Source organism: Alphaproteobacteria bacterium (assembly GCA_016124955.1).
Taxonomy (GTDB): Bacteria; Pseudomonadota; Alphaproteobacteria; order UBA9219; family RFNS01; genus RI-461.
The window spans coordinates 92,624-116,214 of sequence record WGMR01000009.1 but is presented as its reverse complement, the minus strand read 5'-3'; the positions used below and the strand labels follow the sequence as shown (position 1 = coordinate 116,214).

The following is a 23,591-nucleotide window of genomic DNA, read 5'->3' as shown; positions in this document are numbered from 1 at the left end:
AGAGTACAATGTTTAAAGTCTATCGTAAGGAAATGAACTGGGGCGGCCGCCAGCTGGTGCTGGAAAGCGGCAAAGTCGCGCGTCAGGCCGATGGTTCGGTCGTAGCCAGCCTCGGCGGCACCACCGTGCTTTGCACCGTGGTCGGCGCCCGCAAACCCAAGGAAGGACAGGATTTCTTCCCCCTTACCGTCAATTACCAGGAAAAGACCTACGCCGCCGGTAAAATTCCGGGCGGTTTTTTCAAGCGCGAAGGGCGCCCCTCGGAAAACGAAACGCTGGTCAGCCGCCTGATCGACAGGCCGATCCGCCCGCTGTTCCCCGAAGGCTACCGCTGCGATACGCAGGTGGTCGCCACCGTGCTCAGCCACGATCTTGAAAACAACCCGGATGTCGTCGCGATGATCGGCTGCTCGGCGGCCCTGACCATCTCCGGCATTCCGTTCCTCGGCCCGATCGCCGGGGCGCGCGTCGGCTACAAGGACGGCAACTTCATCCTGAACCCGACCATCGACGACATGACAGCGTCCGAACTCGATCTCATGGTCGCAGGCACCCAGGAAGGCGTGCTGATGGTCGAATCCGAAGCCAAGGAACTTCCGGAAGGCAAGATGCTGGAAGCCGTGATGTTCGGTCACCGTGAATTCCAGCCCGTGATCAACATGATCATCGAGCTGGCGGAAATGTGCGCCAAGGAACCGCGCGAAGTTCCGCCCGCGCCGTATGACCGCGAAGCCCTGCAAAAGAAGTTGCATGCGCTGATCGGCAACGATCTGAAGGAAGCCTACAAGCACACCGTGAAGCAGGAGCGCTATGCCCTGCTCGACGCCGCCAAGGAAAAAGCCAAGGCCGCGATCCCGGATACCGAAGCGACCCCGCAGGCGCTCGCGACCGAGATCGACGAGCTGAAGTACAACCTCGTGCGCGGTATCGTGCTTGACGAAAAGCGCCGTATCGACGGCCGCGACACCAAGACCGTGCGCCAGATCGTGGCCGAGGTCGGCGTGTTGCCCCGCACCCACGGTTCGGCGCTGTTCACGCGCGGCGAAACGCAGGCGCTGGTCGTCACCACGCTCGGCACCGGGCAGGATGAGCAGATCATCGATGCGCTCGCGGGCGAATACCGCGAAGACTTCATGCTGCACTACAACTTCCCGCCCTATTCGGTCGGTGAAACCGGCCGCATGGGCAGCCCCGGGCGTCGCGAAATCGGCCACGGCAAGCTCGCCTGGCGCGCGATCCACCCGCTGCTTCCCGGCAAGGAAGCGTTCCCCTACACGCTGCGCGTGGTTTCGGAAATTACCGAATCCAACGGCTCTTCCTCGATGGCGACGGTGTGCGGCACCTCGCTCTCGCTGATGGACGCCGGCGTTCCGCTGACGCGCCCGGTGGCGGGTATCGCCATGGGCCTGATCAAGGAAGATCGCGGCTTTGCCGTGCTGTCCGACATCCTCGGCGACGAGGATCATCTCGGTGACATGGACTTCAAGGTCGCGGGCACCGAAAAGGGCGTCACGTCGCTGCAGATGGACATCAAGATCACCTCGATCACCGAGGAGATCATGAAGATCGCGCTCGATCAGGCGAAGGATGGCCGCATCCACATCCTTGGCGAAATGGCCAAGGCGCTGACGGGCGCACGCGACAGCGTGAACCAGAACGCGCCGCGTATCGTGTCGATGAACATCCCGAAGGACAAGATCCGCGAAGTGATCGGGACCGGCGGCAAGGTTATTCGCGAAATTTGCGAGACCACCGGCGCCAAGATCGATATCGAGGATGACGGCACGGTCAAGGTTTCGGCGGTCGAGGCCAAGGCGCTCGAAGCGGCCGTCAACTGGATCAAGGGTATCGTCGCGGAACCCGAAGTGGGCGTGGTCTATACCGGCAAGGTGGTCAAGATCATGGACTTCGGTGCGTTCGTGAACTTCCTCGGCGCCAAGGACGGCCTCGTGCACATATCCGAACTGGCGGACCGCCGGGTCGGCAAGGTGTCGGAAGTCGTCAACGAAGGCGATGAGGTTCGCGTCAAGGTTCTTGGCGTCGATGACCGCGGCAAGGTCAAGCTTTCGATGAAAGCGGTCGATCAGGCCACCGGCGAAGACAAGAAGGCGAGCTAACCGCTTACGCGCGCCCCTTCCCCGGTCGGGGCGGGGGCGCGCAGGCGGACTTCTGCGGCGTTGCCATTATGGGACTGGCCTAGCGCCCCCGGCCGTTGTTATAGTTTGTCTTTGAATGAGGGGTTTGCCGTGAAAGCACTGAATGCACTTCTTATGTCGGGCCGCGAGGTGCTGCCGCTGATTGAAGGCGGCAAGGGCATTTCCATATCCAGCGGCCGCAGCAGCGGCGCATGGGCGGCGGCGGGCGGCATCGGCACTTTTTCCGGCGTCAACGCCGACAGCTATGACGAGCGCGGCAACGTTATTCCCCAAACCTACAAGGGCCGCACCCGCAAGGACCGGCACGAAGAGCTGGTCGCCTACGCCATCCGCGGCGGCATCACGCAGGCGCGCATCGCGCACGAAATCGCATCCGGCGCCGGGCGTATTCACATGAACGTGCTTTGGGAAATGGGCGCCGCCGAACGCGTGCTGCACGGCATCCTTGAAGGCGCGAAGGGCCTGATCAACGGCATCACCTGCGGCGCGGGCATGCCCTATAAACTGGCCGATATCGCTTCCAAATACGGCGTGCATTACTACCCCATCGTTTCATCCGGCCGGGCGTTTCGCGCGCTATGGCTGCGCGCCTACAGCAAGGTGCAGGAATGGCTCGGGGCCGTGGTCTATGAAGATCCGTGGCGGGCGGGCGGCCATAACGGCCTTTCCAACAGCGAAAACCCGGAAAAGCCGGAAGACCCGTACCCGCGCGTGCTCGCGCTGCGCAAACAGATGCGCGAATACGGGCTGGATAACGTGCCGATCGTAATGGCGGGCGGCGTCTGGTGGATCAGCGAATGGGAAGATTGGCTCGACAACCCCGAACTTGGCCCGATCGCCTTCCAGTTCGGCACGCGCCCTCTGCTTACGCGCGAAAGCCCGATTTCGGACGCGTGGAAGGAACGGCTGCTGACTTTGCAGAACGGCGATGTCTATTTGAACAAGTTTTCGCCCACCGGCTTCTATTCGTCCGCCGTGCGCAATCCCTTCTTGCAGGAATTGACGGAACGGTCGGAACGGCAAATCGCCTACGCGCTCGAAGAAGTGGGCGAACATACCGCCCCGTTCCAGATCGGCCCCGTCGGCAAGCCGGTTTTCCTCGTGCCCGAAGACAGGGCGCGGGCGCAAGCCTGGGTCGATGCAGGCTTTACGCGCGCGATGCGCACGCCCGATAGCACGCTGGTGTTCGTCACGCCCGAACGCGCGCAGCAGATCACGCAGGATCAGATCAATTGCATGGGCTGTCTATCGGCCTGCCAGTTTTCCAACTGGTCACAGAACGCCGAACACAATAACAGCACCGGCCGCAAGCCCGATCCGCGTTCTTTCTGCATCCAGAAAACATTGCAGAAAATCAGCCATTCGGATGAAACCGAAAACCAGCTCATGTTTTCGGGCCACAACGCTTACCGCTTCGGCAAGGATCCGTTCTATGCGAACGGGTTCATCCCCAGCGTGCGCGAACTGGTGGAACGCATCGCCAGCGGGTATTAGGCAATACACACCCATTAACCACGATTCATACGCGCAAAATTTTTTTACGTTTCTGTTGCGGAAGCGGGTGCGGTTATTTTATAAACCGCCTATTGAATTGCCGGTTTTTCCAAAGGAATTTTATGAAAACCCCGTCCATCAAACCGATTTCTGCAATCAATCGCCTGCTTGGGCGTGGGTTAACCCCCAACGGGCGGCGCGGTTTTTATACCGGACTTGCGGGCGCGGGCGGCATTTATGCCGTGTTTTCGCTTGCCGCCGCCACGGTAGGCTTGCCGTTCGGCATAAGCGCGGGTGCGGCCATAGCAAGCAGCATAGTTGCTCTCGCGGTGGCCGGCGCAGCCACTTCGGTCTTTTGCCGGATAAGAGGAAAAGGCCAGGATAAAATGGATAACCGAAGGGCGGCTTTCGGTTTCGGCCTGATGCTTGGCGCAATGGCAGGTTTCTATGCCGTCCTCGCCGTCGATTCGCTCATACACTATGCGCACGGCGCTCTGGCGCCAAAGCCGGTACCGGGCGGCTAAGACCGCAAACATTCTTTCTTGTGTCGTTCTTGATCGGGGAAAACAGCCCTGTTATTCCACTGCCTGCACGGCGGCGGCGCCGCGCAACAGGTAGCTGGGGTCTTTTTGCCAGGCGGAAAGCAACTGCTGCGAGACCTGCAGGCTGATACGGTCGAAGGCCGCCAGCGCATGGCTCAGTTCGCGCGGGTGCACAACCTGGTCATCCGGGCGGGCGCCGCGGGAAATCAGGAACAGAGAAACGAAGTTCGGCTTGTCGATGCCGATCGCGCGACACAGCGCCGCGAGCGAACGGCCGCCCTGCTCGATCACAACATGGTCGATCACCGCGATATCAAGGCGCGTCATGCGCGCGAGCAGGATGTTGAAAAGGCGGAAGTGGCCGATGCGCAGCACCTGGATCAGCGTCTTTGTGTTCACGGCCTCGCGCTCCGCCAGCCAATCGGCCACCTGCTTCATCGCCTCGTCGTCGTTCTTCTCGAGCATGTGCTTGCCGAGCATCTCGTCGATCGTCTGCTCCAGCGCGCCATCAATCTGGCCGGCCTGAATGCCGAACTTCTTCATGGCAAAGCGGCGCATTTCGCCGCCGACCCACCAATACATCTTGGTTGCGGTGTCCTTGTCCACTTCCGGGCGCTGCATGACGGGTTCGCGCAGCGCGGCGGTGAAACGCGCGGCTTCGGCCAGCACGGTCATCGCTTTGGGTGATATCCTGGCGCCAAGATTGGTGGCCAGCACCGTCATCACCTCGACATCGCCGGTCACGACCAGCGCATCGGCCACCGCTTCGGAAACCGCCTTGCGGTGTGCAACGGCCTTGGCATGGTCGGCGGGCTGCGAGGAAACGATATAAACCAGGTCTTCGTCGGAAAGGATCGAGGAATTTTCAAGCACCGGCTGCGCGACCTCGATATGGTCGCAGGCAAGCGACATAAGCAGGCGGCGCGGCACGCGGTTCGATGTCGCAAGTTTCTGGCTTAGCCCGGTGCGCACCGGCACCTTGCTGTTGGCCAGAAGCTCATCGATAATCTCGTTGATCAGTTCCTGTTCGCGCGCGGAAAGCACAACCGCCTCGCCCACGAACATATCGGCCATCGCCTCAGCGAGCTGCTTGCGCCCCACATCGGAACGGTCGCCCGCGAGCGCCATCAGTTGTTTGACATGTGCTTCCGACATTTCGATCATGAACACTTCTGTTAAATTGCGGTTTTCGTCATTGCCATCAATTGGCTCAAATACAGGGTAATTTTTCGCGACCCTGTTAAATTCCTGAATAGTCCCTGCTTTTTTGCCGCCATGACTCAATCATGGATTGATTAATAGTTCCTTCATGCAGGCCGTGCGAAAATTACTTACATTACTTGCATTTATTTTTAGGTGATTATGGAACTCGTTCCGCCACCATTGCCGGCCGCGCCCCAGACCGTGCTGCAGACCCAGTCCGTTACGGTTCTGCGCCCGGTCCAGCAGGTGACTCCGCCCATTTCCCCGCGTGCGATTGATCCGAACGATCAAAGCAGCCGGAGCAATTCCACCCACACGACCGCCAAGGATGGCCATCAGCCCGCCCATAGCGGCGTTGGCGCGACGCCGAAGCGCGGCCAGCATATTGACGTTGCCATCTGATTTACGGTGCGCGGATATGCGTGTCCGATGCGTTGTTTTCCGTGTTTTCCTCATAAAGCTACAATAACACACACATTTGAAACTAAAGCATTGATTTATAGGTAAAAAATGTGTTAATGCCGAATCGTAGGTTTTGAACGATTCGGATTAATCATTTGTCCCGCCTGATAAAATAGCCCTTGGTAAAGAGCTTCTTAAGATCACCCCTTCACGCAGCCAGGAATTTTTCATGAATTTATCCCTCGCCCCTATTCGCATCGGCAGCCGCGGCAGCAAACTGGCCATCATCCAGGCCGAAGAGGTCAAGTTGCGCCTGCAGCAGGCATGGTCCGAACTGCTGGCGCCGGGCGCGATCCAGATCGTGCAAATCACAACGGCAGGCGATTGGCGGCCCGAACACAAAGAGCGCACTTTCACCAGCATGGGCGGCAACAAAAGCTGGTTCACAAAGGAATTGCAGGATGCGCTGATGGCAGAGCGCATCGATATCGCCGTTCATTCTCTGAAAGACGTGGAAACACGCGCCACCGATGCGCTGAAGCTTTCCGCCGTGCTGCCGCGCGCCGATGCGCGCGACGCCTTTATATCCAAGCTCGCGCCTTCGCTCGATGAATTGCCCGAAGGCGCCGTGGTCGGCACCGCAAGCGCGCGCCGCAGCGCGCAAATTATCGCGCGCAGGCCCGATCTTAAAATCGTGCCGTTCCGCGGCAATGTCGATACGCGCTTGCGCAAGCTGGCAAACGGCGATGTCGATGCCGCCATCCTCGCGCTCAGCGGCATGCAACGGCTCGGGCTCGTGCAGGAAGTGACCTCGATCGTCGAGCCCGAAGTGATCCTGCCCGCCGCCGGGCAAGGCGCGATCGCGGTCGAGATCCGCCGCAAGGACGAACGCTGCAACACCTATACGCAGGCCATCAACGATCCGCGCAGCTGGGCGCCCGTTACCGCCGAACGCGGCTTTCTGCGCGCGCTGGACGGGTCCTGCTCCACGCCGATAGGGGCGCATGCCCGCTGGATCGACGATGCTACGCTGCGGCTGGACGGACTTGTGGCGCGCCCGGACGGCAGCGACCTGATGCGCGTCGATGCCACCGGCCCCGCCGCCGATGCCGCCCGTATGGGCGAAGCTTTGGGCAAAAGCCTGCGCGCCAAACTACCCTCTGGCTTCTTCAAAGCAGCCTAATATACTGCTGCCCATGCCGACGATTCTGGTTGTCCGTGCCCGGGAAGATGCCGATGCGCTTGCGCTGCGCCTTGGCAAGGAGGGCTATAACTGCATCACCGATCCGCTGCTGATCATCGAGGCCAGCAGGTTTTCGCGCCCCGATATGACGGGGCTGCAAGCCGCCATCGTCACAAGCGCCCATACCGCACAGATTTTGCACGAACAGCAAGTGCCGGGGCAGCTGCAGGCATTGCCCTTCTATGCGGTGGGCGATAAAACCGCCGCGTCGCTCGAAGGGCTTGGCATCGATCGCATCATCAATGCGGGCGGGGATGGCGCGGCGCTGGCCGGGCTTATCGCCGCCGAACGCAACCCCGGCAAGGGCGCCTTGCTCCACATCGTCGGCGATCATACCGCCGCCGAACCGGCGGCAGGGCTGCAGACGGCGGGCTTCACGGTCCGGGCATGGGAAGTTTACCGCGCCAAAGTGGCGGAAGAGCTGAACGCGAAAACGCGAAAGCTGCTGAAGCAGGGCAAGATCGATGCCGTGCTGCTTTATTCGCCCCGAAGCGCCGGCGTCTTTGCCGATTTGATCGGTCGTGCTAGCCTTGAAGATGCTTGCCGGTCCATGCTGGCGGTCACTTTATCGCCCGCCGTAAGCAAGGCTGCAGGCGCGGTGCCGTGGCGGGAAATCGTTGCCGCCGCGCATCCGGATACCGAAAGCCTGTTGACCGCACTGAAGAATGCTTGTCCTGCCGCTGCCAAACCCGCAGCCGGAAAATCCAGCTCCGGCACAGCCGCCGCCGAACGGAAAAACGAGGAACGCGTGACCCAGCCAGAAAAGCCCGCCGCGCCGCCCGCAACGCCGCCACGCAAGCAAGCCACGCGCAGCGGGGGCGCTTTCATCGCATTTCTTGCTTTGCTGATCGCGCTGGCCGCGCTGACCCAGCCTTTGTGGATGCCGCTGCTTCCCGCAGGCCTGCTCCGTATCACTGGGCTGGGCGACGAACGGGGTGCGGAAGACAGCGAGGCAATGCAGCGCATCGTCGAAAAGAACGAAGCATTGGCGGCACGCATGGATGATCTTGAACGCCAGCTTACGGCCGCAGCCAAAGAAACAAACGAGCAGGATGGTGATGCCGAACTGGCCGCGCTGCGCGCCACCATTGCCGCGCTTGAGGCCGGTTTGCAAAAAGTTGCGGCAACGGCATCGCAAGGCGGGGAAACCGGCACGCGCGCCGTCACCATCGCTTATCTGCGGCTGCGCGAAGCGGCGGCAATGGCCGCGCCCTTTACAGCCGCGCTCGAAAGTTTTTGCGCCGCCGCCGGAAAGGATACGGACGCCATCGCCGCCGATTGCGAAAAGCTGGGCGATGCCGCGGCTTCGGGTGCCGCGACGCTGCCGATGTTACAAACCCGCCTTACGGCGCTGGCGGCTTCCGCGCTAACCTCGGCGCGGCAGGAACGCGCCGCCAGCTGGTGGGAGCGTATCGGCGCAGGGCTGCAGGCGCTGGTTTCCGTGCGCAAGCTCGGCGAGGGCGGCGAAGGGGATGAACGCACGCTCTATGATATGCAGGCCGCGCTGCAGCGCGGCGATATTGCGGGCGCGCTGCATCTGGCAAAAACCTTGCCCGAAACGGCGCAAAAAGATATCGCGCCGTGGCTGGCGGACGCGCAAGCGCGGCTTTTGATCGATGAAAAGATCAATACATTAGGCGATATGCTGGGCGGCGCGGCGACGCTGGCGGCCACATCGCCCGCCGCGGAAGAAACGCCCGCGGCAGAAGGCCCGGCGCCGTGAGAAGACTTATATGGTTTACCCTGCAACTTGCCGCGCTGGTGGCGCTGGCGGTTTGGCTGGCAGCGCGGCCGGGTGACGTCACCATTGTTTGGCTTGGCTACGAGATTAAAACATCGGCCGCCCTTTTGGCCTCTGGTGCTTTCCTGCTGCTGGCTGCATGCCTTTTTATCTACCGCTTGCTGCGCTATCTCAGCCCCGCCCGCTGGAAAATGCGCGGCGATCTGCACAAACTGGAGCGCGGCCACGCAAAGCTGACCGAAGGGCTGGTCGCGGTAGCATCGGGCGACGCCGCCGAAGCCGGGCGCAAGGCCATCGCGGTGCGCAAGCTGCTCGGAAACGGCACGGCGGCAAAGCTTTTGCAGGCGCAGGCGGCACAGCTGGCGGGCGATACGCATGCGGCGGAAGAGCTGTTCGAAGAACTGGCACGCGATCCGCAAGGCGCGGTGCTTGGCTTTCGCGGCCTGATCACGGCGGCGCTCCGTGCCGGCAAGTGGGATGAGGCCGATGCGCTGGCGCGCAGACTTGAGCGCATCAGGCCCGAAACGCCCTGGCTGCAGATGGTGAAGCTCGAGCTCGCGGCGCGGCGCGGCGAGTGGATCGGCGCGGGCGAGGCGCTGAAGCAAGCCATGCTCAACCGCTCCCTGCCGCGCGATGAAGCACGGCAGCGGCAAGCGGCGCTGCTGACCGCCGAGGCGCAGGAACTAACACGCAAGGGCGCGCACGAAGCGGCGCTGCAAGCGGCAGAAAAGGCGGCGCATATGCGGCCTCGCTGGTTGCCTGCGGTGATCGAGCTTGCGAGGGCGCAAATCGAAGGCGGGCACGAGCGGGCCGCGCGCCACACGATCGAGCGCGGCTGGCGCGAAACCCCGCACCCGGCACTGGCCCGTCTGTATAAACAATTGCAGGATAACGGCGATGCGCTCGGGCGCCTGAAAAAATTCGAAAACCTCGCCCGCCACAACATCGCGCACAGCGAAAGCCGGATTGCTTGCGCCGAAGCCGCTATCGGGGCGCGGCTGTGGGGTGAAGCGCGGCGGCATTTGCTCGCGCTCACAAGCGCCGCGGTCGGCGACAGGCGCGCTTTCCGCCTGATGGCCGTTATTGAACAGGAAGAACACCGCGATCATGCCGCGGCGGCCCGCTGGCTTACGCGCGCCGCCGAAGCGCCCGTGGAGGCGCAGTGGCTTTGCACCGCATGCGGCGGCGCTTCCGTGCAATGGCAGGCGAGCTGCGCCCATTGCGGGGATTTCGCGACGCTTGAATGGCGCGCACCGGGGCAAAGCCGCTATGCGGGCGGCGGAAAGCCGCAAAAACTGACGACGACGGGCCAGGCCTGATTTCGGTGCAGGGATACGCGCATGAAGGATAAGACGAAAAAGACCATCGCCATATTCGATTGCGACCATACAATCGTGAAGGGCGACAGTTTTGTGCCGTTCCTGGCCTTCGCCTGCGGCTGGCCGCGCACGACCGGCGCGCTGACCGACACGCTGCTTGCCTGCCTGTTTACGCGGCCCGCCAACGCGCGCGATTTTATCAAACAGCGCCTGCTCGACCGCCTGCTTAAGGGGCGCAAACTCGCCGCACTCGATGCCGCGCTTGTGAAAATCCGGTCTTGGCGCAGGCTGCGCCCGGCCATGGTCGATAAAATGTACGAACATAAGGCGGCGGGGCATCATATCGTGGTGGCCAGCGGCGCGCTGACGCTCTATATGCCCGCCCTGCTCGATGAATTGCCATATGATGCAGTGATCGCCACCGATTTGCTGATCGAACGCGGCACGGTTTCATCGACCATGACGGCAGGCAATTGCGTGCGGGAAGGCAAGGCGGCGCGCGTGCGCGCCTATATGGAGCAAAACGGGCCGTTCGCGGAAAGCTACGGTTACGGCAACGCGCCGCACGATCTGCCGATGCTGGAGCTGGTCAAGCACAAAACGGTGGTATGAAAAAACCCCGCCGGGTCGCGGCGGGGTTTTCATTCGCGCATAAAACGTTTCCTAGCGCTGGCTTCCCATCAGCGACAGCAAAAACTGGAACGCGTTGATGAAGTTGAGATAGAGGCCGAGCGCACCCATCACCGCCATTTTCTGGTTGGCTTCGACGCCCCAGCTTTCGGCATAGGTCTGCTTGATGCGCTGCACGTCGAACGCCGTCAGGCCGGTAAAGACCAGCACGCCGACCACCGAAATCACCCATTGCAGCATGCTCGATGCCGCGCCGGTGAAGATCGCAAGGCCCATATTCACCAGCATGGCAATGAATACGCCCATGACGCCCATGATCATGATAGCGCCAAAGCCGGAAAGATCGCGCTTGGTCGTATAGCCCCACAGGCTCATGGCCGCAAAGGTCGCGGCCGTGATGAAGAAGGCGCGGGCGATGCTTTCCTGCGTAAACACCATGAACACGGCACCCATGGAAAGGCCCATCAGGCCGCAGAAGATCCAGAACAGGGTTTGCGCGCGCGCAACCGAGATGCTGCGGATCTTGTAGTTGAGATAGAAAATGAAGCCGAGCGGCGCGAGCATGACAACCCAGGCCAGCGGCGTGCCGAAAATCAGCGCGCCGAGCGGGGTGTTGGCGACGATCCAGGCAAGCGCGCCGGAAAGCGCGACGCCGCCGCCCATATAATTGAACACGCTCTGCATATGCGCGCGCAGGCCCGCATCAAACGCGGCGCGGTCGGCGGGGGCGGCAACAAAGGTGCGGTTAAAGGCCATTGAATTCCTCCGGGGAAGCTGTTTACCGATACAAACTACCGTATGATATGGGCGGAATGAGGGCCGGTTTCAAGGAAAACCGGACAAAAATCGGCAAACATCTGATTTTGCTGCGTCTTCCGGCGCGTTTTTATGCCTTTAACGCGCCGGGCTTTATCGCACCCGCCGTCGTGCCGGCCACGAGCTTTTCCGCGTCCTCGGCAAACAACGGCTTGTGGAAATAATAACCCTGCCCCATGTCGCATTTCAAATGGCGCAGCGCGATCAGATCCTGCTCGGTCTCGATGCCTTCGGCGATCACCTTTTTGCCGAGGATGCGGCCGATTTCGGTGATGATCCGCACCAGCTCGCGATTCTCGGGCGCTTTATGCATGCTCATGATGAAGCTGCGGTCGATCTTGATATCGTCCACCGGCAATTTTTGCAGATAGCTGAGCGAGGAATAGCCGGTTCCGAAATCGTCGATCGCCAGCGTGCAGCCGAGCGCCTTGATGCTTTCCATCTGCGCCAGCGCGGCTTCGGCGTTTTCCATCAGGCCGCTTTCCGTGATCTCGAACTTGATCCAGGCGGGGTTGATGCGCGACATCTCGATCACGTTGCTGGCCGCGCGGATCAGGCCCGGATATGTAAACTGGGTAGCCGAAAGGTTCACGCTGATGAACAGCGGGTGCAGATTGGCCGGGCGCATGCGCTGCCACTTCATCAGATTGCGGCAGGATTCGGAAAACACATAGTTCCAGAGCGGCACGATCAGCCCGGTATCTTCGGCGATGGCGATGAATTTGTCGGGCGGGATCCAGCCGCGCTCCGGGTGGTTCCAGCGCGCCAGCGTCTCGAACCCGCGCAATTGCAGGGTTTCGAGATCGAGAATCGGCTGGAACGCGCAATGCATCTGGGTGGTATCGAAATAGATCGCACGGCGCAAATCGCTTTCCACGCGCGCGCGCTCCTCAAGCCGCTGGCGCATGGTGATGTCGTACAGCACAACTTCATCCATGTTCTTTGTCGTCACCGAATGCGCGGCAATCTCGGCGTCGCGCAGCATGCCGCCGTAATCGGCGTCTTCCGCGCCCATCGCCTCCGCATCCGCCACCGCGACCCCGATCGAAGCGATCAGATGCACCTCGCGGTCAGCGATGCGGTAGGGCTTGGCCAGCGCGGACTGGATCGTGTAGGCGATCGTCATCGCCTCGGCCGGGCGTTTCACCGGCGCCATCACGGCAAACGCGCTGCCGGAAAGACGCACGGGCAATTGTTCTTCCGTCAGGGCTTCGCGCAGCCGCGCGGTGATCGCGAGCGTCAGCTCCTCGCCCATATCCTGGCTAAGCGCGCTGCGCATGATGGTGGCGCGCGGAAATTTGATATGGATCAGCGAAGGACGGCTGGTGCCGGATTGCAAAACTTCGCGCAAGCGGCGCAGCAGCAGCGCGCGGTTGGCAAACCCGGTTTGCGAATCGTAGTAGGCGACGCGCTCGAGCTGCTGTTGCTGCATCTTGCGCGTGGAAATATCGTGCAGCATGGCAACGAAACCATCAAGCTCGCCTTCGCGCCGCAAGGTAGGCTGCAGACTGATCTCGGCCCAGTATTCATTGCCGTCGCGGTTGCATGCGAGCACTTCGTGCTTGATATTGCTGCCGGTTTCCACCGCTTCGCGCAACAGCGCCACCGTTTTCTGCTCGCCGCGCGGGCAGTTCAGCATGCCGATAAGGTCGCGGCCGCGCGCTTCGGCAATCTGATAGCCGGTGGCCTGCGCGAAGGCGGCGTTGATCCATTCCACCTTGCCATCCTTGCCGGTGATGGCGACCATCACCGTGCTGTTGGCGGCCACGAGCGCGTTGCGCTGCAGCTTCATCAGCTGGTCGGACGAAAGTTCCTCGCTGCGCTGGCGGCGGCTGGCCTGGTGCCACAAAAGGAAGCTCGCGAGCACGGAAGCGAGCGCGGTCACGAGCGTCAAGGTAAACTGGCGGTTGAACAGCCCGTCAAGCTCGGGCTGCACGCTTGAAAGCATGGGCAAAAGGTTGGCGCTCTGGCGCCCGAGATAAAGGTTGAGGATCAGCAGCAAGGGAATCGCCGCCATCAGAAAAATGGCGAGCGCCTTGATGGCGAGCGGCATCAGCCGCGCAAAGCTGCGATCTGTTTCAGGCATAACAGTTCACCTTAACGCGGGCTTGCTGAATCCTATGTTAAGTTAAGGGTTTTTTAACCGACGCGGCGCACGACCGCCCTTTTTACGGGATTTTATTGCCTGATTCTGGCGGTGCATTGGGGGCCGGTGGAGGCTTGGCATTTTGCCAAGCCACCTCAAACGCCGAGCGATAGGCTTCGGCCAATGGCCCGGATTTATGCAGCACGACATAGGGGGATGGTTTGTGCTCGAACACGATTAGCGCAAAGCAGTTGCCGAAAGAATAAAAGGCCGTCGGCATGGCACTATGGCGCGGTTGCCACTTATATTTTGCATAACCATATCCTGAATGAAAATCGCTTTCGGTTGCTATCACACGAAATGATCGAAGTTGTCCCGTCTCTTTTAACTCTTTCATACGCAAGTAATGCTTTACCGGGTCTTTCCGGCACAACGCAAAACGCCATTCTTCTACGGCACTTATACACACATCTCCTCCAACTTGCTTAAGGTGCTCATAGAGGAAATCCGAAAAGTCATCAAAACGATCGACGCCTTCATACACCTCGATATTACTGGCCTGGAAACGCACACCGGAATTTTCAAGGAACTCGACGCCGCGGCTCTGGAACGCATGCGCGATAGCGGAAAGGCTGCGCGCTTGTGGCACAACGAGGCCTTGTTCGATCTTGCGCACGCCGTCTTTCGTCATGCCGGCGGCGGCGGCAAGGTCCGTCAGCGTCCAGTTCAGCAATGCGCGCGCCGCGCGGATCTGGTGCGGATCGGGCTTCATGGCGCGCACATCGGCGCATGGCGGAAAACGAAAACCGGTAACATCTTCCCGGAGCCCTTTTGGAAAAACCCTATAGGAATTATAAAATAACGTATGAACAGTATTTTTACTAGGAAAAAAGAGAATTTATTTGACGAAAGAATTTTCATGCCCTTATCGTTCTGGCACGGGCCGGTTGCGGCGGCCTCCTGAACACACCATTGAAGGAGACGGCAAATGACATACCCAGACCTGATCAAGAAATTCGGTGCGATGATGGCGTATGACATCATGCTCAGCGTCGAGAAAATGGCCGGGCTTCAGCTTGACCGCGCGCGGCAGGATAGGACCGAGGAATGGCGCTTCCAAAGCGCGCTCGAACGGCTCGATGAGATTGATGCAGCGAAGATGGCGATGGAGGGGAAGAAGGCGGGCTAAATGATTAAAATAGAAAAATGAGTTATATGGCTTCACGCTTTTGAAGAACCAACGCCGTTTCTTTCTTGAGAACATATGATTCTCCAAAGCGATTGTTCTCTGGCATACCCAACCCTTCAAACGATGGAGTCAGATACTTTTTAATATCTACTATTCTATTCGTATTGCCTCCGCAGATTCCATTTTCTCCGTTAACCTGAACAGTTATGTGTTCACGCTGTGAGATTAAGCTCACAGGGACAGACTCATACGCCATGATAATTGCAAGATCGCCAGGGCTAAAATGATGTGCGGCCGCTCCATTTAAACATACAACGCCAGAATTTTCAGGACCTTCGATAACATAGGTCATAATACGTGCAGCATCCTTGCGGGTAATATTAACAACTTCGACTTTTGTATGAGGATAAATACGGGATGCCCGTAAAAGAGCGGGATCAACTGTTATCGAGCCAACATAATCAAGCTCAGCCTGCGTAACAACGCAACGGTGAATCTTGCCATAGCAAAATTCGCGCGTCGCCTCTCTGGTCTGTCTTTGCTTGGAGTAACTCATCAGGCGCTTTTTTTCTCGCGTGTCTTTATATTTTCTTGCGGGAAGTCATTTTCGAGAGACTCAATTGTCGACTCAAGATTGCTGATAACACGGCTGCAAAGATCGCCTTGTTGATTGGTCTCTACAGCCAAGTCCTTAATGAAGAAATGAGCATCCCCCACACTACCATCGGCCCATACTTCATTGTACTTTGTGCGCGAGTAAACAGCGCCGTTCTTTTTTCGTATTTTCAGCGAACGGGCATTTTCATCTCTTATAAAGACTTCTGCATATCTGTAGCCGTGACACTTAGTCCACCTTTCGACTTCTTTGTACGCAAACTTAGCAATGCCCTTCCCGCGATATTCGGGGTCGATCCAAGTGGAATCCCATTCTGCAACCAAACCCTCTTCCGGCTTCTGTGCAACAATCGCCATGATACCAACAAGATCACCTCCTGCAAAAATGCCTATTATGCAGTGTTCGCGTTTCTCCGTGCAATATTCCCGCCACTGCTCTTCGGTTACAAGTTGGCTGTCTCTGCGGTATGAGGCGCTAAAATATTTACCCTCACCTATATCCAAAACTCTTTTACGCAAGACACGGTAAGAATCGCTGTCATCTGCCGATAGGGGCCTTACATCAAGGTTTTCTTCTTGCACACATATTTCTGTGCTTAATGCTAGAGTCCTCATAACTGACCCACAGATGCAGGAGGTGCCATGGCAACATCCCAGGCAATATTGAACGCCTGCCTATAAGCCTCGGCCAGCGGCGCAGATTGAAGGACAACCACATAGGGCGGCGGATTATGAACAAACGAAATAAGTGCAAGACAATCACCAAAAGCATAGAACGCTGTGGGCGAAAGCGCCGGACCTGGTTGCCATTTATAGGTAGAAAATGTCGGAGTAAACTTACTCTTGTTCGCAAGGATACGAAACGACTCTACTGTTCCAGAATCGCAAAGCTCTTTCATGCGCCTATAGTGCAAGCTGGGATCCTTGCGGTATTTGCTAAGCAGATTTTCATCGACAACACTTAAACAGACTTCGCCACCATACTTATTGAGGTGTTCAAATAAAAAGCTATAGAACTCATCGAATTTTTCCGGTCCATCAAAAATGGTCACGCCTGTCGGCTTAAGCCTTACACCCTGATAATCTGTAAATTCTATGCCGCAAAGCGAGAAAGCACTGACGATCTTCTCAATCGTGGCACCGCGCGCCTGCACCGCCCCTTTTTCGATATTGAAAATGGTATCGCGCGAAAGGCCGGTCTTGGCGGCCAGGTCTTCGGCATCCCAATCGAGCAGCGCACGGGCGGCACGGATTTGTCGTCCATTAATCATTCATTTACCTTGATTGCCATGCGGGCGGGTGTTTTGCCTAACCAGTGGGAATTTCGATCCTTATAACAAGGATTATTAAATCCCCAAGATCAAAATGTAAATACCTTTATTTGGCATATACATATGTATTATTGATAATACATGCTTATAAAAGCGTACTATAATGAATTTTATTACGTTTGAATCAGGTTTTCTATTGCTTTCACCCCATCGAATCGGTATGTTCCTTTCATCGCGCCCCACCCTGGCAAACAAATGCCAATCAGTGTGGCGCTTTTGTTTTGGAAACGGTCCGGCATAACGGGGCATGTGATATGAGCTTTCATGATCTTGAGATGAAGTTCGGTTCGGCGGCGGCTTTTCATTTCCTGATGGAAATCGAAAAGGTGGCGCGCATCCAGTCATGGGCCATGAGCGCAATCGACCCCGAAACGCGCCTCGCGAACGCCGTGCGCGCGCAGGATGCGATGGCCTCTTCCGCCGCCGCCCTGCTCGCGGCCTGATCAACCTTTTTGTGAACGCAAGCGAACGGAACAGCCCGGGAGCCAATGATGCACTACACCGACCTTGTGCAACGCTATGGCGCCGATGGCGCTTATGACATGCTTCTGATTATTGAAAAGCTGGCGCGGCTGCAAAGCGGCATGGACGCCACGATGGGCGAGGACGAGCGGCTGCAGCAGGCGCTCGATCGGTTGAACCAGTCTGTCGGCAAGGCAGCACGGACGCAAACGGCGTAAACGAAACAAGGAAACGGGCATGGATTTCCGCTTTTCACACATGATGCAAACGGCCCGCACGCAGGGCGGCGAAAACGACGCGCCATATACCGGCTGGGGCTGCTCCCGCATCGCGGAAGAGCTGGGCATAACCGGCATCGAAATTCCGGCGCGCGGCGCGCTTGTGCGCGGCATCGCCTTCGATATCCGCAGCCATGCCGTGAACGAACACGAACTTCTCAGCCTTGAAGCCTTGCTCAACTGGGCCGCCGCCACGCGCAAAAAAGACGGCGCGGCGCTGCGCCGCACGTTTGCGCATGTTTTCGGCGTGGCCGATGTTTCCGCGCTGCCCGCGGCGCGCTATGAAGAAGCGGTGCGCTATCTCGTCGATGGCCCGGTGATCCAGTAAGCCAGCATACGCGGCAAAAGGTTTCCCCTGCGCCTCCGCCCGCTGCAACGGGCCGGGGCGCTTTTTTTATGCGCGCTTCTTTGCCGGTTTTTTTGTATGCAGCCCCATCGCCTGCCGCATGAAAAAATGTTTGGCGCGTGGCATGCGTTCGACCGCACCAAGCCCGGCGGCGCGCAACAACCCGAGCCCCGGCAGGCTGTTCGAAAACAGGCGGTCGAGCGCGTCCGTCGTCACCGTCATCGCCGTATTATCGGCCCGGCGCGCGCGTTCGTAGCGGCGCAGCAATTCCGGGCTTCCGGGATCGAGCCCGAGCACGATCGCTTCCCCCACAAGCGCGGCAAGGCTGGCGATATCGCGCATCGAAAGGTTGAAGCCCTGCCCGGCGATGGGGTGAATGGCATGCGCCGCTTCCCCCGCCAGCGCCATGCGCGGCGCGGTATAGCGCTTTGCATGCATAAGCCCGAGCGGGTAACAGAAACGCGGCCCCGCCAGCGCGATCGCGCCAAGCATGCCGCTTGTATGCGCCCCAAGATGCGCGAGGAAGCCGGCGGCCGGCATATCCATCAGCACCTTCGCGGTTTCGCGCCGCTCGGTCCACACGATGGAGCTGCGATGGCGCAGCGCCTTGCCCGCGCTGGCGTGCACAGCCTGTTTTGCGGGCAAATCCGTCATCGGCAAGATCGCAAGCGGCCCGCCGGGCATAAAATGTTCGACCGCCACATTGCCGTGCGGCCGTTCATGCGCAAGCGTGCAAACCACGGCGGCTTGCCAGTATTCCCATTCCCGCGCCGCAATACCCGCGCGGCGGCGGCTTGGGGATGCGCGCCCGTCGGCCGCGACCGCAAGCCGGGCCGCAATCGTTTTTCCGCCAGCAAGCTGCAAAACGGCAGCATGCGCCCCCGCTTCCATACCCAGAACATCGGCGGGCGCCAGCATTGTGACATGCGGCATCCCGCGCAGGCGCTGCAAAAGCGCGGCGCGGAAATCGTGGTTCTCGATAATCCAGCCGAACGGCCGCCCGCGGCTTGCATCCGCTACATCCCGCGCGCGGAAGGTCAGCGTGTTCGGCCCATGATTATCGGCCACGCGAATATCCTCGATGGGGCAGGCGGCGCGCACATGCGCCCACACGCCCGCGTCTTCCAGAACATTTTGCGCGGCGGAAGCGATCGCGGTGGTGCGGCCATCCGCCTTCGCATGCAGGTATTTTTCCGGCGGGTCGCGGTCGATCAGGCAAAGGGTGGCGCCGGCGGCACCAAGCGCAGCCGCAAGGCTGAGCCCGGCCGGGCCGCCGCCGATGATTGCAACATCATACGCGCCGCGTTTATTGTTCATGGGTTTCAGGCAGCCAGTCCCACCCGTGCGGCCCGAGCGCCTGCAACGGACGGAAACGTGCCTTGTAGGCCATTTTGCGCGAACGCGCGATCCAGTAACCGAGATAAACATAAGGCAGGTTCGCATACTCCGCTTCGTGCACCAGCATCATGATCAGCATCACGCCAAGGCTGCGTTTCGCTTCGGCCGGGTCGAAGAAGCTGTAGATCGCGGAATAGCCGTCGCCGATCGTATCGGCCAGCACGGCGCCCGCCAGCGCGCCGCCGGGCGTACGCAGCTGGAATATTTTCGTGCCCGTCTGCCCTTCGCGCACCATCGCGTTGAAATCGGCAAAGCTCATGCGCGCCATGTCGCTGTCGGCGTGGCGCGATTGCTGATAGGCGGTGAAAAGCGCGAACTGTTCCTGCGTGACGTCTGTTCCCGTTATCTCGAGCGTCAGATCCGCGTTACGGCGCTGCGTGCGGCGCAGGCTTTGCGATGGCGCAAACTGGCGGACGGGGATGCGCACGGGCACGCAGGCGCTGCATTGCGGGCAAGCGGGGCGGTACACAATATCGTGGCTGCGGCGGAACCCGGCGCGGGTCAGGCCGGAATTGGTTTGCGCATCGCGCGCGCCGTCGCCCGAAAGGCGGGTGAACAGCTTGCGTTCGACCTGTTCGGGCAGATAGGGGCAAGGCAACGGCCCGGAAAGATAGAATTGCAGGTTACGGCTCAGGCCGGGCGGGATGATGGACATGGAGCGGGCGGACCACGCTGAAAATGGCTTGCGAAGGCCCTAGTTTCGGGCTTCCCGCCGTGCGGGACAAGTGCAAATTATTTCCATGGCGGAACAGGCGGTTACCGGCCGCTCTGCGATAGACGGTTATTGCGGGATGATCGAAGGCGCGACATCCAGCCCTGGCGCGGGGCTTTTATCTTTCTTCAATGCGCCGCTGTCCGTCACATTCAGGTTCTGCCGCAACAGCACGATGGAAATGCGCCGGTTCATCGACGCGAGCGGGTTGGCGGGATCGAGCGGATCCCGGTCCGCCATGCCGACGACGCGCGCCACGCGTTCGTTGGCGACGCCCGCGTTCACAAGCGCGGCGCGGCTGACATTCGCACGCTCGGTCGAAAGCGACCAGTTATCGCGCCGCGATGCAACCGGAAAGGGTTTGCCGTCGGTATGGCCGGAAACCGATATCCGGTTCGGCAACCGCGCCAGAACCTTGCCGACAAGATGCAGCAAATCGCGGCTTTTCTGGTACGGGTTCGCACCGCCCGAAGGGAACATCGAATAATTATCCTTATCGACGATTTGAATGCGCAAGCCTTCAGGCGTGTTATCGATCACCAGCTGTTCGGCCAGGTCGCTCAGTTCGGGGCTCTGCCGGATCGCGTCGCGCAGCGCTTCGGTTGCCTGACCGAACAGGGCCGCTTCCTCGGCTTCGCGCTTGGCAATCGCCGCCGCAATCGCTTGCTCGGGCGTTTTTCCGCCCGCTTCGCCGTCGCCGCCCGCCGCACCGGCGGCGGCGCCCGTACCATCGGCCTTGCCTTCGGCGCCGCCATCACTCTTGCGCGGCGTTTCATCCTCGCCATGTTCGCCCTTGCCGGTGGTCGGGATCGTGCGTTCCTCGACCGTTGGCGGCGAATTCATATGCTGCATGGCGCCATCCATCGTGATGGTGAGGCCGCCCATGACGCCGCCCGCACCCGATTCGGATTTCGATATGCTGGCGGGCGCAAAATAATCGGCGATACCCTTGCGCTCGATATCGGTTGTGACGTTCAGCAACCAGAGCAGAAGAAAGAACGCCATCATCGCCGTCACGAAATCGGCATAGGCCACTTTCCAGGCGCCGCCATGATGGCCTCCGCCCGCCTTCTTGCGCTTTTTGCGGATGATGATTGCTGGCTGGTCGTTAGCGGCCATAAGATTCTCCCGCTACGGTTCTAGCCCGGGGCAGGAAGCTGCCCCGTGGCCTCTTCAACCTCGGTGAATGTCGGGCGCACCTCGTTCAGAAGCGCCTTGCGCGCATATTCGATCGAAATCGAAGGCGCGTAGCCGTTCAGATGGCCAAGCAGGCCGATCTTCATGCACTGAAAATACTTGCCGTTTTCATCGAACTTCATCTGCAGGATGTTGGCGATCGGGCCGAAGAAGCCGTACGCCATCCACACACCAAGGAATGTACCGACCAGCGCGCCACCGATCAATCGGCCCAGCACTTCCGGCGGCTCGGTGATCGCGCCCATGGTTTTAATAACGCCGAGCACGGCGGCGACAATGCCCACGGCCGGCAAGCCGTCGGCGATCAGCTGTACCGAGTGCGAAATTTCATGGTCTTCGGTGTGATGCACTTCCATTTCTTCGTCCATCAGCGCTTCAAGCTCGTACGGTTTGTCGGCACCAAGCGTCACGAGACGCAGATAGTCGCAAAAGAAATCAACCGCATGATGATCCGAAAGGAAGCGCGGAAACTGCTGGAAGATCGCGCTGTCGTACGGGTTTTCAACGTGCGATTCCAGCGCCAGCAGGCCCTTGGTTTTTGCCAGTTTGAACACCTGGTACATCATGCACAGCAATTCGACATACGCACCCTTGTCATATTTCGATTTTGCCACCAGCATGCCGAGCGATTTTATGAGCCGCTTCAGCGTCACGCCGCGGTTGGCGATCAGGGTCGCGGCGAAGGCAACGCCGCCGATGATGATGAATTCGAACGGCGCCGAGCGCGCGATCACTTCCAGATGCCCGCCCATCAGGACGAAGCCGCCGAAGGTGCACAGATTAACGAGAACGAAGCCGACGATAAAAAGCATGGAAAGACCCGCGGCGTTGACAGGTTTGGGGTGAAAAAACAGGGAAAACCAGCGTTCAATATGGCCTTAACAGGGTTAAAGAGGCTTTAACGCCCTTCCGGGCGTGCGCGCGGGCAAAAAGCGCGGCTGGCCGCCATATTTTATAAACAAGCCGTTAAAACAGGGCCGGGCGCGACGCGGACACGGCCACAAAACGCCGCTTTTCCTTGCCGCCGGGGACGGGAAACGGCATATATCTAACCCCATGATCAACCAACGTCTTTTTCGCGATGTGTTGGGCGCGTTCGCCACCGGCGTCACGGTCGTGACCGCACGCAAGGCAAACGGCGCGCCCGTCGGCGTCACCATCAATTCCTTCAGCTCGGTCGCGCTGACGCCGCCGCTGGTGCTGTTCTGTCTCGCGCAGGATGCGCGCTGCTACGAAGCTTTCGCCGATGCGCATTATTTCGCCGTCAACATCCTTTCGGACCGGCAACAAAAACTTTCGCGCCATTTTGCAGGCACGGGCAGCAAGCAATGGGGCAAGGTCGCGTATGATCAGGGCGATCAGGGTTGCCCCTTGTTGCGCGGCGCGCTGGGCTGGATCGTGTGCAGGAAGAAAAAAATCCTCGCCGGCGGGGATCACGGCATCTTCCTCGGTCAAGTGACCGATCTGCAAATGGCGCCCGGCAAAGCCTTGCCTGCGCCGCTTTTGTATTATCGCGGGCAATACAGGCGCATAAAAAACTAGACCGGCGGCAGAGCGGGTTTTTTATCAACCAGAAACAGCGCGCCGATCAAAAGCGCGGCGCCCAGCAATTGCAGCCCGCCCAGGGTTTCACCCAGCACGGCCCAGGCGGTCATAAGCGTCACCAACGGTTCGAACTTCATGATGATGCTGAACCGCAGCGCGCCAAGCAGCTTGATCCCGGTGACAATCCCGATCATGCCGGCAAAACAAATAGCCGCAAGCGTCAGCAGCATGGCCCAGCCGGCCGCATCCACAGGCCAGTGCATGCCGATGACAAGCCCGAGCCCGAACACCATGGGCGCGGCCGCCAGCGCCATGAAGGCCGCAAGGCTAAGCGGGTGATGGCTTTCCATCACCCGGGCCGATACAAAAAAATTGGCGGCGCAGGCGCAGGCCGCGCCGAAAGCCAGCAAAACGCCGGGCCAGCTTATATCCCCGGGGGACCGGCCAACGACCAGCGCCACCCCGGCAAACCCGGTCAACAAACAAAGTAACAAAACCGGGCTGAATTCCCCCCGGTTGAATAGATAAGTCAGCGCCGCGATGAGCATCGGGTAGGTGAAAACGATCACCACAGCCAGCGACGCCTCGATCATCGTCAGTGCCGCCATGTAAAAGGTGATGACAAGAAAGGATGTGAGGCCCAGCGGCAGAAAGGTTTTAAGAAAATCCGCCCGGGCGGGCAAAACCGGATACCCCCGGCGCCACAACAGAAACGCGGTGCCGATATAAATGGCAACAACGCGGGCAAGGTTTACGCTGGTAACATCGCCGCCATGCTGGTAAATCAGCGCCGCGAGGATAGGGTGAACGCCGAAACACGTTGCCGCGATCAGCGTCAGCGCTACGCCCTTTCCGAAATCATCAAGCGCAAAAAACTTCACAAGCC

General features: G+C 59.6%; 25 protein-coding genes. 13 read left to right on the top strand and 12 right to left on the bottom strand.

Annotation, left to right across the window (positions count from 1 at the left end; genetic code table 11):
- Window positions 1-8 precede the first annotated feature (8 nt).
- The 3 genes from pnp to GC131_09275 all read left to right on the top strand — a co-directional run bounded on the left by pnp (window position 9) and on the right by GC131_09275 (window position 4,174).
- Window positions 9-2,117: a polyribonucleotide nucleotidyltransferase gene (gene pnp / locus GC131_09285; GenBank protein MBI1274258.1), complete on the top strand. Its 2,109-nt coding sequence runs from the start codon at window positions 9-11 to the stop codon at window positions 2,115-2,117.
- Window positions 2,118-2,246: 129 nt separating this feature from the next.
- Window positions 2,247-3,650, top strand: a complete 1,404-nt coding sequence (locus GC131_09280; protein MBI1274257.1) for a nitronate monooxygenase — start codon at window positions 2,247-2,249, stop codon at window positions 3,648-3,650.
- A 122-nt stretch (window positions 3,651-3,772) separates the two neighbouring features.
- The gene (locus tag GC131_09275; protein ID MBI1274256.1) at window positions 3,773-4,174 is read left to right on the top strand and encodes a hypothetical protein; all 402 of its coding nucleotides are present in this window, start codon (window positions 3,773-3,775) and stop codon (window positions 4,172-4,174) included.
- A 51-nt stretch (window positions 4,175-4,225) separates the two neighbouring features.
- On the opposite strand, the gene GC131_09270 is transcribed toward GC131_09275, so the two are convergent.
- Window positions 4,226-5,356, bottom strand: coding sequence for a DUF2336 domain-containing protein (locus GC131_09270; GenBank protein ID MBI1274255.1), 1,131 nt, complete (start codon window positions 5,354-5,356; stop codon window positions 4,226-4,228).
- Between the two features lie 198 nt (window positions 5,357-5,554).
- On the opposite strand from GC131_09270, the gene GC131_09265 reads away from it, so the two are divergent.
- The 5 genes from GC131_09265 to GC131_09245 all read left to right on the top strand — a co-directional run bounded on the left by GC131_09265 (window position 5,555) and on the right by GC131_09245 (window position 10,712).
- Complete coding sequence (locus GC131_09265) at window positions 5,555-5,797, top strand: hypothetical protein (protein ID MBI1274254.1); 243 nt, start codon at window positions 5,555-5,557, stop codon at window positions 5,795-5,797.
- A 229-nt stretch (window positions 5,798-6,026) separates the two neighbouring features.
- Window positions 6,027-6,980: a hydroxymethylbilane synthase gene (hemC, locus tag GC131_09260; GenBank protein ID MBI1274253.1), complete on the top strand. Its 954-nt coding sequence runs from the start codon at window positions 6,027-6,029 to the stop codon at window positions 6,978-6,980.
- On the top strand, window positions 6,883-8,763 hold the full coding sequence (locus tag GC131_09255; protein MBI1274252.1) for a hypothetical protein: 1,881 nt from the start codon (window positions 6,883-6,885) through the stop codon (window positions 8,761-8,763). Before hemC ends, GC131_09255 begins: the two co-directional genes overlap by 98 nt.
- On the top strand, window positions 8,673-10,100 hold the full coding sequence (locus tag GC131_09250) for a heme biosynthesis protein HemY (GenBank protein ID MBI1274251.1): 1,428 nt from the start codon (window positions 8,673-8,675) through the stop codon (window positions 10,098-10,100). Before GC131_09255 ends, GC131_09250 begins: the two co-directional genes overlap by 91 nt.
- A gap of 21 nt (window positions 10,101-10,121) precedes the next feature.
- A complete protein-coding gene (locus GC131_09245; protein ID MBI1274250.1) occupies window positions 10,122-10,712 on the top strand; it encodes an HAD-IB family hydrolase in 591 nt (196 codons plus the stop codon).
- 51 nt (window positions 10,713-10,763) lie between these two features.
- On the opposite strand, the gene GC131_09240 is transcribed toward GC131_09245, so the two are convergent.
- The 3 genes from GC131_09240 to GC131_09230 form a co-directional block, all read right to left on the bottom strand.
- A complete protein-coding gene (locus GC131_09240) occupies window positions 10,764-11,486 on the bottom strand; it encodes a BAX inhibitor (BI)-1/YccA family protein (GenBank protein ID MBI1274249.1) in 723 nt (240 codons plus the stop codon).
- 130 nt (window positions 11,487-11,616) lie between these two features.
- Window positions 11,617-13,632: an EAL domain-containing protein gene (locus GC131_09235; GenBank protein ID MBI1274248.1), complete on the bottom strand. Its 2,016-nt coding sequence runs from the start codon at window positions 13,630-13,632 to the stop codon at window positions 11,617-11,619.
- An 82-nt stretch (window positions 13,633-13,714) separates the two neighbouring features.
- The gene (locus GC131_09230; protein MBI1274247.1) at window positions 13,715-14,404 is read right to left on the bottom strand and encodes a helix-turn-helix domain-containing protein; all 690 of its coding nucleotides are present in this window, start codon (window positions 14,402-14,404) and stop codon (window positions 13,715-13,717) included.
- A 216-nt stretch (window positions 14,405-14,620) separates the two neighbouring features.
- Between GC131_09230 and GC131_09225 the strand changes: the two genes are divergently transcribed.
- Entirely contained in the window at window positions 14,621-14,821 is a 201-nt protein-coding gene (locus GC131_09225) for a hypothetical protein (GenBank protein ID MBI1274246.1), read from the top strand.
- Between the two features lie 22 nt (window positions 14,822-14,843).
- Here GC131_09225 and GC131_09220 read toward each other — a convergent pair whose 3' ends face one another.
- From GC131_09220 to GC131_09210, 3 genes are read right to left on the bottom strand one after another with little or no spacing between them, the layout of a single operon-like run.
- Window positions 14,844-15,377, bottom strand: a complete 534-nt coding sequence (locus GC131_09220; GenBank protein ID MBI1274245.1) for an aspartate 1-decarboxylase — start codon at window positions 15,375-15,377, stop codon at window positions 14,844-14,846.
- On the bottom strand, window positions 15,377-16,051 hold the full coding sequence (locus GC131_09215) for a GNAT family N-acetyltransferase (GenBank protein ID MBI1274244.1): 675 nt from the start codon (window positions 16,049-16,051) through the stop codon (window positions 15,377-15,379). The genes GC131_09220 and GC131_09215 overlap by 1 nt, the downstream gene beginning before the upstream one ends.
- Window positions 16,048-16,707 (bottom strand): helix-turn-helix domain-containing protein, encoded by a 660-nt coding sequence (locus GC131_09210; protein MBI1274243.1) that lies wholly within the window; start codon window positions 16,705-16,707, stop codon window positions 16,048-16,050. The genes GC131_09215 and GC131_09210 overlap by 4 nt, the downstream gene beginning before the upstream one ends.
- Before the next feature lie 314 nt (window positions 16,708-17,021).
- Here GC131_09210 and GC131_09205 point away from each other — a divergent pair, with 314 nt between their 5' ends.
- From GC131_09205 to GC131_09195, 3 genes are read left to right on the top strand one after another with little or no spacing between them, the layout of a single operon-like run.
- On the top strand, window positions 17,022-17,210 hold the full coding sequence (locus GC131_09205) for a hypothetical protein (GenBank protein ID MBI1274242.1): 189 nt from the start codon (window positions 17,022-17,024) through the stop codon (window positions 17,208-17,210).
- A gap of 45 nt (window positions 17,211-17,255) precedes the next feature.
- The gene (locus tag GC131_09200) at window positions 17,256-17,447 is read left to right on the top strand and encodes a hypothetical protein (protein ID MBI1274241.1); all 192 of its coding nucleotides are present in this window, start codon (window positions 17,256-17,258) and stop codon (window positions 17,445-17,447) included.
- A 19-nt stretch (window positions 17,448-17,466) separates the two neighbouring features.
- On the top strand, window positions 17,467-17,835 hold the full coding sequence (locus GC131_09195) for a hypothetical protein (GenBank protein ID MBI1274240.1): 369 nt from the start codon (window positions 17,467-17,469) through the stop codon (window positions 17,833-17,835).
- Between the two features lie 66 nt (window positions 17,836-17,901).
- On the opposite strand, the gene GC131_09190 is transcribed toward GC131_09195, so the two are convergent.
- From GC131_09190 to motA, 4 genes are all read right to left on the bottom strand, one after another.
- Complete coding sequence (locus tag GC131_09190) at window positions 17,902-19,281, bottom strand: 2-octaprenyl-6-methoxyphenyl hydroxylase (protein ID MBI1274239.1); 1,380 nt, start codon at window positions 19,279-19,281, stop codon at window positions 17,902-17,904.
- Window positions 19,160-19,906, bottom strand: coding sequence for an arginyltransferase (locus GC131_09185; GenBank protein ID MBI1274238.1), 747 nt, complete (start codon window positions 19,904-19,906; stop codon window positions 19,160-19,162). Before GC131_09185 ends, GC131_09190 begins: the two co-directional genes overlap by 122 nt.
- Before the next feature lie 126 nt (window positions 19,907-20,032).
- Window positions 20,033-21,082 (bottom strand): OmpA family protein, encoded by a 1,050-nt coding sequence (locus GC131_09180; protein MBI1274237.1) that lies wholly within the window; start codon window positions 21,080-21,082, stop codon window positions 20,033-20,035.
- A 20-nt stretch (window positions 21,083-21,102) separates the two neighbouring features.
- Window positions 21,103-21,972 carry a flagellar motor stator protein MotA gene (gene motA, locus GC131_09175; GenBank protein ID MBI1274236.1) on the bottom strand — a complete coding sequence of 290 codons (870 nt, stop codon included), beginning with the start codon at window positions 21,970-21,972 and terminating at the stop codon, window positions 21,103-21,105.
- A gap of 244 nt (window positions 21,973-22,216) precedes the next feature.
- On the opposite strand from motA, the gene GC131_09170 reads away from it, so the two are divergent.
- Window positions 22,217-22,702, top strand: coding sequence for a flavin reductase (locus GC131_09170; GenBank protein MBI1274235.1), 486 nt, complete (start codon window positions 22,217-22,219; stop codon window positions 22,700-22,702).
- Here GC131_09170 and GC131_09165 read toward each other — a convergent pair.
- Entirely contained in the window at window positions 22,699-23,586 is an 888-nt protein-coding gene (locus tag GC131_09165) for an EamA family transporter (protein ID MBI1274234.1), read from the bottom strand. The two genes, GC131_09170 and GC131_09165, sit on opposite strands and share 4 nt — an antisense overlap.
- Between the last annotated feature and the right edge of the window lie 5 nt (window positions 23,587-23,591).